At 63.1% G+C, this 13577-nt stretch carries 15 protein-coding genes; 12 read left to right on the top strand and 3 right to left on the bottom strand.

The annotated features are described in order from the left end of the window. Positions 1 to 31 precede the first annotated feature (31 nt). The 9 genes from ACIQWO_RS13300 to ACIQWO_RS13260 all read left to right on the top strand — a co-directional run bounded on the left by ACIQWO_RS13300 (position 32) and on the right by ACIQWO_RS13260 (position 7925). Positions 32 to 583 (top strand): 3-hydroxyanthranilate 3,4-dioxygenase, encoded by a 552-nt coding sequence (locus ACIQWO_RS13300; protein WP_402824407.1) that lies wholly within the window; start codon positions 32 to 34, stop codon positions 581 to 583. A gap of 43 nt (positions 584 to 626) precedes the next feature. Continuing rightward, positions 627 to 1622 carry an amidohydrolase family protein gene (locus ACIQWO_RS13295; RefSeq protein ID WP_402824404.1) on the top strand — a complete coding sequence of 332 codons (996 nt, stop codon included), beginning with the start codon at positions 627 to 629 and terminating at the stop codon, positions 1620 to 1622. A 212-nt stretch (positions 1623 to 1834) separates the two neighbouring features. Continuing rightward, positions 1835 to 3028 carry an ABC transporter substrate-binding protein gene (locus ACIQWO_RS13290; protein WP_402825357.1) on the top strand — a complete coding sequence of 398 codons (1194 nt, stop codon included), beginning with the start codon at positions 1835 to 1837 and terminating at the stop codon, positions 3026 to 3028. A 74-nt stretch (positions 3029 to 3102) separates the two neighbouring features. After that, positions 3103 to 3975, top strand: coding sequence for an alpha/beta hydrolase (locus ACIQWO_RS13285; protein WP_402824401.1), 873 nt, complete (start codon positions 3103 to 3105; stop codon positions 3973 to 3975). Continuing rightward, positions 3972 to 4892, top strand: coding sequence for a branched-chain amino acid ABC transporter permease (locus tag ACIQWO_RS13280; protein ID WP_150666096.1), 921 nt, complete (start codon positions 3972 to 3974; stop codon positions 4890 to 4892). The genes ACIQWO_RS13285 and ACIQWO_RS13280 overlap by 4 nt, the downstream gene beginning before the upstream one ends. Positions 4893 to 4909: 17 nt before the next feature. Continuing rightward, on the top strand, positions 4910 to 5884 hold the full coding sequence (locus ACIQWO_RS13275; RefSeq protein ID WP_150577057.1) for a branched-chain amino acid ABC transporter permease: 975 nt from the start codon (positions 4910 to 4912) through the stop codon (positions 5882 to 5884). Next, complete coding sequence (locus ACIQWO_RS13270; RefSeq protein WP_402824396.1) at positions 5881 to 6651, top strand: ABC transporter ATP-binding protein; 771 nt, start codon at positions 5881 to 5883, stop codon at positions 6649 to 6651. Before ACIQWO_RS13275 ends, ACIQWO_RS13270 begins: the two co-directional genes overlap by 4 nt. Further along, positions 6648 to 7358, top strand: coding sequence for an ABC transporter ATP-binding protein (locus ACIQWO_RS13265; RefSeq protein ID WP_402824393.1), 711 nt, complete (start codon positions 6648 to 6650; stop codon positions 7356 to 7358). The genes ACIQWO_RS13270 and ACIQWO_RS13265 overlap by 4 nt, the downstream gene beginning before the upstream one ends. Positions 7359 to 7565: 207 nt before the next feature. Beyond that, on the top strand, positions 7566 to 7925 hold the full coding sequence (locus ACIQWO_RS13260) for a DNA-binding transcriptional regulator (protein ID WP_052252580.1): 360 nt from the start codon (positions 7566 to 7568) through the stop codon (positions 7923 to 7925). Positions 7926 to 7999: 74 nt separating this feature from the next. Here ACIQWO_RS13260 and ACIQWO_RS13255 read toward each other — a convergent pair whose 3' ends face one another. Together ACIQWO_RS13255 and ACIQWO_RS13250 are read right to left on the bottom strand one after the other, a co-directional pair. Further along, complete coding sequence (locus tag ACIQWO_RS13255; RefSeq protein WP_402824389.1) at positions 8000 to 8956, bottom strand: LysR substrate-binding domain-containing protein; 957 nt, start codon at positions 8954 to 8956, stop codon at positions 8000 to 8002. Between the two features lie 11 nt (positions 8957 to 8967). After that, a complete protein-coding gene (locus tag ACIQWO_RS13250; RefSeq protein ID WP_402824386.1) occupies positions 8968 to 9615 on the bottom strand; it encodes a TetR/AcrR family transcriptional regulator in 648 nt (215 codons plus the stop codon). Between the two features lie 713 nt (positions 9616 to 10328). On the opposite strand from ACIQWO_RS13250, the gene ACIQWO_RS13245 reads away from it, so the two are divergent. From ACIQWO_RS13245 to ACIQWO_RS13235, 3 genes are all read left to right on the top strand, one after another. Then, positions 10329 to 10778: a hypothetical protein gene (locus ACIQWO_RS13245; protein ID WP_402824383.1), complete on the top strand. Its 450-nt coding sequence runs from the start codon at positions 10329 to 10331 to the stop codon at positions 10776 to 10778. Between the two features lie 58 nt (positions 10779 to 10836). Next, positions 10837 to 11103 (top strand): glycine zipper 2TM domain-containing protein, encoded by a 267-nt coding sequence (locus ACIQWO_RS13240; RefSeq protein ID WP_150661568.1) that lies wholly within the window; start codon positions 10837 to 10839, stop codon positions 11101 to 11103. 84 nt (positions 11104 to 11187) lie between these two features. Then, entirely contained in the window at positions 11188 to 11760 is a 573-nt protein-coding gene (locus ACIQWO_RS13235; RefSeq protein WP_402824379.1) for an EF-hand domain-containing protein, read from the top strand. A gap of 140 nt (positions 11761 to 11900) precedes the next feature. On the opposite strand, the gene ACIQWO_RS13230 is transcribed toward ACIQWO_RS13235, so the two are convergent. After that, complete coding sequence (locus tag ACIQWO_RS13230; RefSeq protein ID WP_402824376.1) at positions 11901 to 13268, bottom strand: DUF3100 domain-containing protein; 1368 nt, start codon at positions 13266 to 13268, stop codon at positions 11901 to 11903. Positions 13269 to 13577 lie beyond the last annotated feature (309 nt).

Genomic DNA, 13577 nt, shown 5'->3' with positions numbered 1-13577 from the left:
AACACCACGCGACATGACCCGGGAGACAAGCATGTTGACGTATGGCAAGCCGTTCAATTTCCAGCGCTGGATCGATGATCACGCGCACCTGCTCAAGCCGCCGGTCGGCAACCAGCAAGTCTGGCAGGACAGTGATTTCATCGTGACGGTCGTCGGCGGTCCGAACCATCGCACCGACTATCACGACGATCCGCTCGAAGAGTTCTTTTATCAGTTCAAGGGCAACGCCTGGGTCAATCTCTGGATCGACGGCAAGCCCGAGCGCATCGACCTCAAGGAAGGCGACATCTTCCTGTTGCCGCCGCATGTGCGCCACTCGCCGCAACGTCCCGAGGAAGGCAGTCTGTGTCTCGTGATCGAGCGCCAGCGCCCGGCCGGTCTGCTCGACGGCTTCGAATGGTACTGCCTGAGCTGCGGCACGCTGGTGCACCGCGTGGAAGTGCAACTCAAGAGCATCGTGACCGATCTGCCGCCGCTCTTCGAAGCGTTCTACGGCAACGAAACGCTGCGTCGCTGCCCGGGCTGCGGCGAGATCCATCCGGGCCGTGCGGCACAACCCAAGACTACTGCGACGTCGGCCTGATCCGCCGCGTCACCCAGGCACACAGACACTCACACGTCACGTCATGAAGAAAATCGACATGCACGCCCACTTCTTCCCGCGCATCACGCAGGAAGAAGCGGCCCGCCTCGACGCCGCCACCGCCCCGTGGCTGCGGATCGACGAAGGCGGCGAGACCGGCAACATCATGCTGGACAATCGCGCCTTCCGCCCGGTTTACCGCGCCCTGTGGGACCCGTCGCTGCGCATTGAAGAACTCGACCGTCACGGCGTCGATCTGCAAGTCGTATGCGCCACGCCGATCATGTTCGGCTATCGCTACGACGGGCGCGCCGTCATGGACTGGGTCCAGCGCATGAACGACCTTGCGCTGGAGCACTGCGCCTACGCCCCGAACCGCCTGAAGGCGATGGCGCAGGTACCGCTGCAAGACCTCGACCTGGCCTGCGCCGAAGCCTCCCGCGCCAAAGCCACCGGCCACGTCGGCGTGCAGATCGGTAACCACCTCGGTGAAAAAGATCTGGACGACGAACAACTCGTGGCATTTTTGCGGCACTGCGGCGACGAACACATCCCCGTGCTGGTGCATCCGTGGGACATGATGACCGACGGCCGCATGAAGAAATGGATGATGCCGTGGCTCGTGGCCATGCCCGCCGAGACACAACTGTCGATCCTCTCGCTGATCCTCTCGGGTGCGTTCGAGCGCCTGCCGCGCTCGCTCAAGCTGTGCTTCGCGCACGGCGGCGGCGCCTTCCCGTACCTGCTCGGCCGCGCCGAGAACGCCTGGCATTGCCGCGACATCGTGCGCGCCGACAGCCCGCACCCGCCGTCGCACTATCTGGACCGCTTCTACGTGGACAGCGCCGTGTTCGATCCGCGCGCCCTGCGTCTGCTCGTCGACACGATGGGCACGGAACGCATCATGCTCGGCTCGGACCACCCGTTCCCGCTCGGCGAGCAGGACATCGGGCGTCTGGTGGCCGATCAGCCGGGCCTCGACGACACCGCGCGGCACCGCATTCTGGCCGGGAACGCGCTGGAGTTCTTCGGGCTGTAACTGGTGCTTTCCCGAGGTGTTTTTGAAAATGCTTGCCTACGCAAAAGGCGTCGTTTAGGCTGGGCATAGAAATATTTGATGCTTAAACAATTCTGGAAGTTTTGAATTAGTCTGACGCGCCTGGCCTGCCATGACCGACGTGAAGAAGCGGTCAAGTATCCCGGCGCGAGTCCGCAGCTGACAGTGCTTGAATTCATCGTTTGGAGACCATGATGACGGGAACGAAGACCACGCAACGCAAAGCCATCGCCGTGCTGGGTGCCATCGCAGCCGCTGCTGCGATGTTCGCATCGGGCGGCGCCCATGCTCAGGTGAAGATCGGCTTCATCGGCACGCTCTCCGGTCCGGGCGGCGCGCTCGGGCAGGACCAGTACGACGCCTTCATGCTCGCGGTCGAGCAAAAGGGCGGCAAGCTCGGTGGCGTGCCGGTGCAGGTGATCAAGGAAGACGACCAGCTCAAGCCGGACGTCGGCGTGCAAGCGGCGACGAAACTGGTGGAGCGCGACAAGGTCTCGCTCATCACCGGCGTGACGTTCTCGAACGTGATGATGGCCATCCACAAGAACGTGACGAACGCGGGCGTGGTCATGGTCGGCTCGAACGCTGGTCCGACGCCGATTGCGGGTGAGCAATGCTCGCCGAACTTCTTCTCGACCTCGTGGGACAACGACGAACTGCATGAAGCAGGCGGTCAGCTTTCCACCGATCTCGGCTACAAGAAGATGTACGTGATGGCCCCGAACTATCAGGCCGGACGCGACGCCGTGAATGGCTTCAAGCGCGACTACAAGGGCCAGATCGTCGACGAGGTGTACACGCAGGTCAATCAGCCCGACTATTCGGCCGAAATCGCCCAACTCGCCGCCGCCAAGCCGGACGCCGTCTACGTGTTCTACCCGGGCGGCATGGGCGTGAACTTCGTCAAGCAGTACCGCCAGGCCGGTCTGCTCGGCAAGATTCCGCTGATCTCCGTGTCGACCATCGACGGCTCGACCTTGCCCGCACTGAAGGAACAGGCCGTGGGCAGCATCACCAGCGCGCCCTACTCGCCCGACCTCGACAACGCGCAGAACAAGCAGTTCGTCGCGGCCTTCCAGAAGAAGTACAACCGCGTGCCGTCGATGTACGCCGCACAGTCGTACGACGCTGCGAATCTGATCGACTCCGCACTCACCAAGACCAAGGGCAGCGTGACCGACCGCGAGGCGTTGCGCGCCGCGCTCAAGTCCGCCGACTTCCAGTCCGTGCGTGGCTCGTTCAAGTTCGCCAGCAACCAGTTCCCCATCGCGCCGTTCTATCGCGTCGATGTGGTGAAGGACGCCAGCGGTGCCGCCTTCGTGAACAAGGGCAAGATCGATATCAAGACGCGCGCCAACCTCGCGTCGATGTGCAAGATCCGCTCGTAAGCCGCTCAACGTTGTGCAATGCAGTAAAGCGGGGGCGCCCAGCCCCCGCGGTCTTTGAGCACTATCGAGGGTTTATGAAGCGCTACCGCAATTTCGACGAAGCCGAGCTGGACGTTCAGTACAACGCTCGCGCCACCACACCCAACATTCTCGACATCCTCACGCAATACGCCGAGCAGAGCGCGCATGCCCGCGCCACCGTGCCCTGCGTGCTCGATGTCGCCTACGGGGACCACCCCGACGAAACGCTCGACATCTTCCCCGCGCCGCAGCCCGGCGCGCCGGTGTTCTTCTTCGTTCACGGCGGCTACTGGCGCGCGCTGAACAAGAGCGATTCGAGCAACATGGCACCGGCATTCACACAGGCGGGTGCCACCGTCGTCACCGTCAACTATTCGCTCGCGCCGGGCGCATCGCTCGACACTATCGTCGACCAGACGCGTCGCGCACTCGCGTGGGTCCTTCGTCACATCGGAGAGCATCAAGGCGACGCGCGCCGCATTCACATCTGCGGCAGTTCGGCAGGCGGTCATCTCGTCGGCATGCTGCTTGCGCAGGGCTGGCATGCCGAATACGGCGTGCCTGAGGATGTCGTCGCAGGGGCAGCACCGCTGTCCGGCCTGTTCGACCTCACGCCGATTCCGTTCACGCACATCAACGAATGGATGAAGCTCTCGGCAGACGACGCACAACGCAACAGCCCGTTCTTCCGCCTGCCCGTGCGCGGTTGCCCGCTCGTGGTCTCTTACGGCGAGACGGAGACGGCCGAGTTCAAGCGCCAGACCGACGACTATCTCGCCGTGTGGCTCGAGAAGGGTTACACGGGCGCGTACATTGCGATGCCGGGCACGAACCACTTCGACATCGTGCTCACGCTTAACGACGCGCAAAGCCCGCTCACGCAAGCCATCTTCCGTCAGATGGGCTTGCCCCGGGAGGCCACATGAGCCTGACGCTCTTCATCATGCAGTGCCTGAACGGACTGCAACTCGGGGTGCTGCTGTTCCTGATGGCCGCCGGTCTCACGCTGGTGTTCGGCATCATGAACTTCGTGAACCTCGCGCACGGCTCGCTGTACATGATGGGGGCGTTCATCGCCGCCACCGTCTACAACTACACCGGGTCGTTCGCGCTGGCCGCTATCGCGATCATCCCGGCAATGTTGTTGATCGGCCTGATCGTCGAGTTCGTCGCGCTCAAGACGCTTTATGACCGCGATCACCTCGACCAGGTGCTCGCAACCTTCGGTCTGATCCTGTTCTTCAACGAACTGGCGCGCATGATCTGGGGACCGTCGCCGTACTACATGGAAGTGCCAGAATGGCTCTCCGGGACGGTCAACCTCTTCGGTCTCGACTATCCGGCTTATCGCTTTCTCATCATCGTGGTGGGCCTCGTGGTCGCGCTCGGCTGCTACCTGCTGATTCACCGCACGCGCATCGGCATGCTGATCCGTGCAGGCTCGACGCACCGTCAGATGGTCGGCGCACTCGGCGTGAACATCGTGCTGCTCAACTCGCTGCTGTTCGGGCTGGGCGCGATTCTCGCCGGGATTGCCGGTCTCATGGCCGGGCCGATTCTGTCGGTGCAACCGGGCATGGGCGAGCCGATCCTGATTCTGACGATGGTCGTGATCGTGATCGGCGGCATCGGCTCGGTGCGCGGGGCGTTCCTCGCAGCACTCATCGTCGGTGTGGTCGACACGCTGGGCCGTACGGCCCTGCCCTCGATACTGCGCAGCATGATGGAGCGCAGCACGGCCGACACTGCCGGTCCCGCGCTGGCGTCGATGCTGATCTATCTGGTGATGGCGGCGGTCCTGGCGGTGCGTCCGCAAGGTCTGTTCCCGGTGAAACACGGCTGACGATGGAAACGATGGAAATGAAACTCAACCTACGCACCGCCGTGCCGATACTGCTGCTGGTCCTGCTAGCGCTGGTGCCCCTTTACGCGACGTTTGCTCAGCAACCGTTCTTCCTCACCCTGTTCGGCCGCATCGTGGTGTTCGCGATCGCCGCCGTCTCGCTCGATCTGATTCTCGGCTACGGCGGCATGGTCAGCTTCGGCCATGCCTTGTATCTGGGCCTCGGCGCTTACGTCGTGGGCATCATGAGCTTCCACGGCATCGATAACGGCTTCCTGCATCTGGGTGTGACGCTGGTGCTGTGTGCGCTCGTCGGCGCGCTCACCGGCCTGCTCTCGCTGCGCACGACCGGCATCGCGTTCATCATGATCACGCTGGCGTTCGCGCAGATGTTCTACTTCCTCGCCGTGAGCCTGAAGCAGTACGGCGGCGACGACGGTCTGCCCGTCAACGCGGGCAGCCGCTTCGGCAGTGTGACGCTCGACGACCCGGCGGTGCTGTACTACGTCGCGTTCGCCGTGCTGTGCCTGTGCGTGTGGGGAGGCCGTCGCCTGGTCGAAGCGCGCTTCGGCATGGTGATTCGCGGCGCGCGTCAGAACGACCGCCGCATGCGCGCCCTCGGCTACCCGACGCTGCGCTACAAGCTCGTGGCCTACGTCATCAGCGCGATGGTTTGCGGCGTGTCGGGTATGTTGTACGCCAATCTCACGCATTTCGTCTCGCCCGCCTATATGGCGTGGACCGCTTCGGGCGAACTGATCGTGATGGTCGTGCTGGGTGGCCTCGGCTCATTCTTCGGGCCAGTACTGGGTAGCGCTGCAATGCTGCTCATCGAGGAGTGGCTCAAGGGCATGACGGAGCACTGGATGATCATCTTCGGGCCGCTCATCGTTGTGGCGGTGCTGGTCTCGCGTCGTGGCCTGTACGGGTTGCTGGGTGACCTGCAAGTGCGCCTCTCGCGTCGCACGCGCACCGTGGAGGGCAAAGCATGAGCCTCCTTCGTGTCGACCAACTGGTCAAACGCTACGGCGGACTCACCGCCACCGATCACTTCTGTCTCGACGTCGCGCCGGGCGAACTGCACGCCATCATCGGACCGAACGGCGCAGGCAAGAGCACGCTCATCGGCCAACTGGCGGGCGAGCTGCGCTCCGACGAAGGGAACATTCATTTCGACGGGCACGACATCACCTCGGTGCCCATCGAGCAACGTGCGCGTGCCGGGCTGGCGCGCTCGTATCAGATCACCTCGGTCTTTCGCGAATTCACCGCACTGGAGAACGTGCTCGTCGCCGTGCAGGCGATGCAGGGGCATAGCTTCGGCTTCTGGCGTCCGGCGATTCGCGAAGCGGCACTGGTCGAACCGGCGCGCGAGATTCTGGCGCGCACCGGGCTAGCCGCGCGTATGAACGTGCCCGCCAGCGCGCTCGCACACGGCGAACACCGTCAGCTCGAACTGGCAATGGCGCTGGCCGGACGGCCGAAGCTACTGCTGCTCGACGAACCGATGGCCGGTATGTCGCAGGCCGAGTCCGAACAGATGACGCATCTGCTGGCCGACCTCAAGGGTGACTACGGCATCGTGCTGGTGGAACACGACATGGACGCCGTGTTTGCGCTGGCCGACCGCATCACGGTGCTCGTCTACGGACGTGCCATCGCCTGCGGCGACGCCGACACCATCCGCAACGACGCGGGCGTGCGCGAAGCCTATCTCGGGGACGAAACCCGCAACGAAATGCTGGGAGCGACAGCATGAACACCTTGTTGTCTTTATCCGGCGTCGAGTCGTACTACGGCGCGAGTCAGGCGCTGTTCGGCATGCAACTGAACATCGAGCGCGGTGCTTTCGTCACCCTGCTCGGACGTAACGGCATGGGCAAGACGACCACCGTCAGGTCGATGACGGGGCTGATGCGCCCCGCACGCGGTGAGATCGTGTTCGACGGGCAACCGGTACACGCCAGCCCCTCGCATCGCATTGCACGAGCGGGCATGGGACTGGTCCCAGAAGGCCGCCAGATTTTTCCCACGCTCACCGTGCGCGAAAACCTCGTGGCGACCGCTGGCAATCGACATGGCGCGGCTTCACCGTGGACGCTGGAGCGCATCTACGGCCTGTTTCCGCGGCTGCGCGAGCGGGAGAAAAACCTCGGCAGCAATCTGTCCGGCGGCGAACAGCAGATGCTCGCCATCGGCCGTGCATTGATGACGAATCCGAAATTACTCATTCTCGACGAAGCGACGGAAGGCCTCGCGCCGCTCATTCGCGGTGAAATCTGGCAATGCCTGAAGCAACTCAAAGGCAGCGGCCTGTCGATCCTCTGCATCGACAAGAATCTGGCACCCATGCTCGAGCTCGGCGACCAGCACTACATCGTCGATAAGGGCCGTGTGGCGTGGCAAGGCGACTCGTCGAAGCTGCGTCAGTCGTTGCCGGAATTGCAGGCCTACCTCGGCGTCTGAGACGCGCGCCAAGCCACGCGCATCCCCTGTCTGCGTACACTCTACGGCACCTCGCCCCCACGAGGTGCGTAGTACTCGATAGGTGTCAGACGCGAAAATCGGGAGTGTTTTGTGAAAGCACCCAGCAAATGGATGTGGTGCAATCGGCTCCGCTTGATTGCCTTTGCAAGCGCACCCGATCAACAACTAACGACACCGGTCAGGACTATGGCTTACACCAATACGCCTTCGAATCCCTTCCGCTGGCTGCTCACGCAGGACACCGGTGCGCCGCCGCCCGCCGAGCCTGCTCAAGTCAAGAACGGGCTCCCTGCGGACCTCCCACTCAACATCAAAGAGTTACCGCGTACTCCACTTCCCAAGCTGGAAGTCTTTCCCGACGAGTTGCTTGCCCTGCGCAAACATCTGGGCATGTCCCGTAACGTCTTCGCCCACTATCTCCGGACCAATCCCCGGACGCTGGAGAACTGGGAGCAAGGGCGCGCGCGCCCGAACGCCCAGGCCGCCTGCCTGATACGGCTGGTCCAACAGAACCCGGGGCTGGTGTCTTCGCTCGCGCGCCTGTAAGTCCTTGTGCTCGCGTCATGAAAAAAGGGCGTGCCGATTCGTCGGCACGCCCTTTTTTCTATGCTCCGTGACTGCTACGGCTTAAGGCCGCACACCTCGCGCAGACAGGCGACGAATCGCGCACACGCCGGGCTGGGCGACTTGTCCGCGCGCAGCGAATAGCCGACGTCGCCGAAGCTGCCCGACATCGTGTCGGCGAGCACGCGCAGCAAGCCCGACTCCACGAACGGTGTCGCCGCCGCACGCGGCATGAGCGCGACGCGAGGCGTCTCCAGCATCAGGCCGATGTTGGTCAGCACGGAGAGCGATTCCACCACGTCTTCCGGCAACGCGAGCCCGGCATCGTGAAACAGCCGCTCCGCCGCCAGACGCGAGGGCGACTCGGGCACCGGCAGAATCCATGCGCCGTCGCGCAGTTCGGCGAGCGGTACACGGTCCGGCAGATGCGTCCAGTGACGCTTGCCGCCGATCACGCTGAGCGATTCGTTAAAGAGAATTTCGTGGGTCAGTGCAAAGGCGTTGGCCACCGGCAGCGAGCGCTCGGGCAAGCGTCCCACCACGATATCCAGATCCCCGCTGGCCAGCGCCGGAAAGAGTTGTGCGGTCGTCGCTTCACGCACCGTCACCAGCACGCCCGGCGTGCGCTCCTTGAGCATGGCGATCGTGCGCGGCAACAGGTCGGCAGCGGCCGAAATGAGCGTACCGACGATCACGTGTCCGCTCGTGCCCGCGCTGAACGCGTTCACTTCGTCCGTCAGGTAACGCAGTTCGGCCATCAGCGACTTCACGCGATGGCCTAGCAACTCGCCGAGTTCGGTCGGCTGCATGCCGCGGTTGCTGCGCACAAAAAGCGGGCCTTCGAAACAGGCTTCGAGCTCATGCACGATCTTGCTCACCGCAGGCTGCGTCAGTCCAGTTTCGTTGGCGGCGCGCACGAGCGAACCCGTTTCGAGCACGCGGTCGAAGACCTGAAGCTGGTGAAACTTGAGCTTTCGTCCGAGATTAAGGGCTGTCCAGGGAAGTGATCGCATCGGTGTCCTGTTCAGGCTGTCGCAGTCGTACCGGACGCCGTCACCGAATCTGCCCCCTGCGGCGCGGGCGCCGACTCGGCGGGCTCCGTCGACAGGAAGGCAGCAACGTACTCTTCGAGCATGGCCACGTCCGGCAGCGAGGCCGGGTTGACATGAATGTTCACGAGGCACCCGTCGAAGGTCAGCACGAGCATGTCGATAAGGCGCGCGCGTCGCACACCGTCACGTGCCAGGCGCGGCGCACAGGCCGCCAGCATCGCCGACAAGCGCTCCCTGAACCACTGAAGCAACGACGGATCGTAGGGATCGCCCGGCGTCACCGTGGAGAGCGCCTGCACCAGATTGTGCGAGAAGCCGTTGTCGAGCCTCGGCGTGTCGACCAGCAGGCCGGCGAGCAGCGCGCGCATGCGGGCATGCGGGCCGTGTGCCGACATGACTTCCGACTCAAGGGCCGTGATGCGCGCCTTGAACCATTTGTCGTAGACACAGAAGAAGACTTGCAGCTTCGCAGTGAAGTAGCTGTAAATGTTCGCGTGCGAAATTCCGGCACGCTTGGCGATCTGCACCATTGTGGTGTCCACATACCCTTTTTCGAGAAACAGGGCATGCGAGGCTTCGAGAATGGCGAGACGAATGTCTTCTTTCTTGACTTGTGGCATATGTGAGCCTGCACCGTTAGGCGGGGCACCTCGATCGTTAATTCTCAACTTCCACTGACATCGATACACAACGTCAGCGCGCACAGTATGCCAGTGCAAACGCAGCTTGCGGCGAAAACTAAGCGCAAACACTCCCCCGGACTTTCCCGGTATTTCCACGCACACAACGCGAATTGCGATGACAGACATCGCGTAATGCGTGGCGTTGCCGCACGTTGCCCGCATGCGCACGGGAAGTGGCTTCTTGCCTGATCTCCCCCGCCATATATTTCAAAATTGAACAATTTCGATGTCATGCATTTCACGCATGGAAACGGCGTCGATGCGCTGCGCGCTTCGTGTATGACGCCGAATACCCAAAGGAATATGGACGTCCTGTATTGAGGTCGGTGGGGCCGCATACGAATACGTACTTTGCGTATCTGACTGTGACGTCGACGCGCGCATGAGTTTCGTCGTAGGCATACGCCGTCAGCGCATTCCTACATTACTTCGGACTCCATTCAATAATCGATGCATTGTGTGCAACGCAATATCTCTGCAAAGCCCCACAGGACGGCACATTGCGAACCAATTACAAAGATTTACAAGATGCGGCGATCCAAATCCCGCAATCTGCGTCCAACTTGAGTCATTCCTTTAAACCAATTAGCCCATTCCAATCAATCCATGATGACGAAGCGCGGGACAAACACCGCGCTCGAACGGAGGTCATGATGAGAACGAACCGTGAAGGTGTTGCAAATGCTGAGGTGGCGCGCAGCGTGAAGTCGCGCATTGCCAAGGTGTCCTCGGCAGTCGGACTCGCGTCGGTCATGTTGACGTTGGCAGGTTGCGCGTATGAGGCGCCGCCTCAGCCGCGACTGCCCTATCGAGGTATCGAAAGCACGAATCCGGCATATCAATCGGCGGATCCGAACTGCGGCCCGCCGCCGTATGCGCCGGGTTCGGCGTGCAGCCCGTATGCAGCTCCGGTGGCACCGGTCCCGAACACCGACGCCTACGGTCGCCCTTATCCGCCGACGGACGCTTACGGCCGTCCGTATCCGACCGATGCGCAGGGACGCCCGTATCCGCCGCCTCCGCCGCCGCCAGCCTATCGGGAGTCCACCCCGGCCGACGGCCTGGCCGCGCCGGAGAACGGTTCAGCCACCGCGCACTGACCGCGCATCGTCAGCAGATATCCCGGGGCCTGCCGCCCCAACCGAAGGAGCATGCGTCATGAAAACCACACAACGATGGATCTCGCACATCTCACATCTTTCGCGCTCGGCCGCCCCGATCCTCGTGGGTGCGGCGCTCATCGGCACGCTGGCCGGTTGCGGCGGCATGACGCCGCGCGAATCGCGTAATACCGCAGTCGGCGCTGGCGTCGGCGCACTGGGTGGCGCACTCATCTCGGGCGGCGACCTCGGCACGACCGTGGGTGGTGCCGTCGTCGGCGGTGTGATCGGTAACGTCATCACGGACGATCGCCGTCGTCGCTGATCGGCTCCGATGGTCGACGACCGCAATTCAGGGGTGATGCACGCCCCCCCGCTAATCTCATGACGCAATAAGGAGAAGCGAGATATGAACTCTCAGGACACACTTCGCCAGCGGACGCTTCGCACGCTCAAGACACGACGCCTCGGCCGCCGGACCCTCGCTGTCGTGACCGTTTGTGCGGGCGCAGCCGCCCTGTCGCTGGCCACGATGCCGAGCTTCGCGCAGTCGGGCACGCCCCCCATCAACGGCGTCGTGCCAACCACGCCAAACCCGCCGCCGCCGCCCACGGCAGGGCCGGACTACGGCGACGCCGCCGATCAGAACGCCGCGCTCGGCCTGTACTTGCAGCGTTCGTTCGACGCCATCGATACCAATCACGATGGCAAGATCGATCGCAACGAATGGGCCGCGTATCAGCGCAGCCAGTTGCAGGCACGCCGCGCCACGTTCGAGCGCTATTTCAAGGCGGCCGACAAGGATGGCGACGGTTATCTGAGCCGCGACGAAGTCGCCGCCTCCGAGCCGTTCCTGTATCAGCATTTCGACGAGATCGACGTCAATCACGACGGCAAGCTCTCGCCTGCGGAAATCCGCAGTTTCTTCCGTCGTTACTATCACGACCGGGCACAGGCCGACGCCGCTACGACGAAGCCCTGATTGCCCCTGCCTGAAAACACGAAGGGCCGGGCCTGCATACCGCAGGACCCGGCCCTTCGCTTTCCAGCATTCAAGCTATTGAATCTTCCGACTGCCAGCGAAAGCGCGACCTGTCACCGTCGCGCATTCACCGCGAGGCATTACACGTGGAAGAATTCGGCGATGATCGCAGCGCCGAGGAACGTACCGGCGTTCGCGAGGAACGACACGACCACGATGCGCCAGCCCAGACGACGGAAGGCAGGCACGTCCTTGGCGACCGACAGACCGGCGTAGGTCAGCATCGGCGTGACCAGCGACAGGAAGTTGATCTTGCCCGTGAACTGCTCCACGACCGGCGCGAACGGGAAGGCCGGCGACGTCAGGAACATGGCGATCAGCGACACCCAGCACACGGCCGGCACCTTGCGGCGCGTGACGAAGTACAGCGCTTCACCCACGAGCACAGCACCGATGATGATCAGCATGCCCGGCACGCCGTCGAGGAACGGCGTCTTGAAGGCCATGCTGTTACCGACCAGCGCGAGCGCGCCCGAGAAGAACCATGCGAACAGACGTGCGCCGAAGTTCATCTCGACGGTGTGCGCCTTGCTGGCTTCCTTGAGTTCCTTGGCAGCGTCGGCGTCGGCCACAGCAGCGGCTTCGGCGTTGGCACGGCCACGCTTGCTCATGCGGCCCAGCACCGGCTCCATCACGCGGTAGCCCCACACGGCGAGCGGCAGCGAGATGAACAGCGTGAAGTACGTGCCGATGGTCGTCGTGATCAGGTTCGACGCAGCGGCGAACGTGGCGACTTCCTTGGCGACTTCCGGCGTCTGTTGTGCGGCAATCGCACCGGCGGCAGCGGCCATCATCGAACCCGAACCCACACCGGCGCCCATGGCGAGCGAGTGCGGATGGAACAGGTTCAGGCTGGCAACGAAGCCCGCGAACAGCGAGATGAACACTGCACCGAAGATGGTGCCCGTCAGGTACTCGGCGAGTACGCCACGGCCTTCCGGCGAGTCGAAACCGTACTTTTCGCCGATGATCGCGAGGCTCGGCTCACGGCCGACCGAGAAGGTCGCGCCAATGGCTTCGCGTTTGATGCCGAGCATCAGTGCGACCGGCAGGCCCAGAATGATGGTGCCGACGAAGTGGCCGAACTCCTGGAACACCAGCGCCCAGCCAGCGGCCACGAGCTTGGGCAACGAGCCGCCCACGAGCAGGCCGAGCTTTGCCACGAAGAGCAGCAGCGCCGGTTGCAGAATGGCAGCCGCCTTGTGCTGCATCGACAGGTCGATCTGTGCGAAACGCGGCAAGCGCGCCTGCGACAGGCCCAATGCCGCGCCGAGCAACAAGGCCCAGACCATCGGCAACAACACGATCTTGCCGTGACCGGCATTGATGCTGATCGCACCGATCAGCTCCGCGACCACCAGGATCACGATTGCCCAAACATACAGGCGCACGCCATCGCTGAAGGCGCCTCCCTGCGGCTTGGCCGCTTTTTGTTCCATGACTGCCATCTGGGTCTCCACTGCACTTGCTATTGAGCCGGTCCGATGTCGTCCGCCGTCGAGCTATTCGGCGGGTCGGCCACCATTTCGGTAGTTAAGGAAGTTCGGCACGCCGTCCGTCCGGTCCATTCCGTCGATCAGATCACGACGGGATACACCGGCGAACTCTTGGGGCATGGCGGCTGAACGCCCGCCATGTTGGCACACCTTGGAGCGTAATCAATCCCCCGCGCCGAACCACCCGAGGGCGGCATTATACGCGGTCAAAAACACCGTTTCGGCCCCCTGTCCCGCAGGCTGAAACGATCGCTTGCCGGA

It is taken from the genome of Pandoraea sp. NPDC090278 (assembly GCF_044772185.1).
GTDB lineage: Bacteria > Pseudomonadota > Gammaproteobacteria > Burkholderiales > Burkholderiaceae > Pandoraea.
Note: the sequence above shows the minus strand (reverse complement) of the source record. Positions and strands in the feature narration are given on the sequence as shown.

Excerpts from the sequence above, each read along its gene's own strand:
- ACIQWO_RS13260 (WP_052252580.1), top strand. The coding sequence starts at position 7,566 with ATGGCTTACACCAATACGCCTTCGAATCCCTTCCGCTGGCTGCTCACG.
- ACIQWO_RS13255 (WP_402824389.1), bottom strand. The coding sequence starts at position 8,956 with ATGCGATCACTTCCCTGGACAGCCCTTAATCTCGGACGAAAGCTCAAG.
- ACIQWO_RS13285 (WP_402824401.1), top strand. The coding sequence starts at position 3,103 with ATGAAGCGCTACCGCAATTTCGACGAAGCCGAGCTGGACGTTCAGTAC.
- ACIQWO_RS13300 (WP_402824407.1), top strand. The coding sequence starts at position 32 with ATGTTGACGTATGGCAAGCCGTTCAATTTCCAGCGCTGGATCGATGAT.
- ACIQWO_RS13295 (WP_402824404.1), top strand. The coding sequence starts at position 627 with ATGAAGAAAATCGACATGCACGCCCACTTCTTCCCGCGCATCACGCAG.
- ACIQWO_RS13245 (WP_402824383.1), top strand. The coding sequence starts at position 10,329 with ATGATGAGAACGAACCGTGAAGGTGTTGCAAATGCTGAGGTGGCGCGC.
- ACIQWO_RS13235 (WP_402824379.1), top strand. The coding sequence starts at position 11,188 with ATGAACTCTCAGGACACACTTCGCCAGCGGACGCTTCGCACGCTCAAG.
- ACIQWO_RS13240 (WP_150661568.1), top strand. The coding sequence starts at position 10,837 with ATGAAAACCACACAACGATGGATCTCGCACATCTCACATCTTTCGCGC.
- ACIQWO_RS13275 (WP_150577057.1), top strand. The coding sequence starts at position 4,910 with ATGAAACTCAACCTACGCACCGCCGTGCCGATACTGCTGCTGGTCCTG.
- ACIQWO_RS13265 (WP_402824393.1), top strand. The coding sequence starts at position 6,648 with ATGAACACCTTGTTGTCTTTATCCGGCGTCGAGTCGTACTACGGCGCG.
- ACIQWO_RS13270 (WP_402824396.1), top strand. The coding sequence starts at position 5,881 with ATGAGCCTCCTTCGTGTCGACCAACTGGTCAAACGCTACGGCGGACTC.
- ACIQWO_RS13290 (WP_402825357.1), top strand. The coding sequence starts at position 1,835 with ATGACGGGAACGAAGACCACGCAACGCAAAGCCATCGCCGTGCTGGGT.
- ACIQWO_RS13250 (WP_402824386.1), bottom strand. The coding sequence starts at position 9,615 with ATGCCACAAGTCAAGAAAGAAGACATTCGTCTCGCCATTCTCGAAGCC.
- ACIQWO_RS13230 (WP_402824376.1), bottom strand. The coding sequence starts at position 13,268 with ATGGCAGTCATGGAACAAAAAGCGGCCAAGCCGCAGGGAGGCGCCTTC.
- ACIQWO_RS13280 (WP_150666096.1), top strand. The coding sequence starts at position 3,972 with ATGAGCCTGACGCTCTTCATCATGCAGTGCCTGAACGGACTGCAACTC.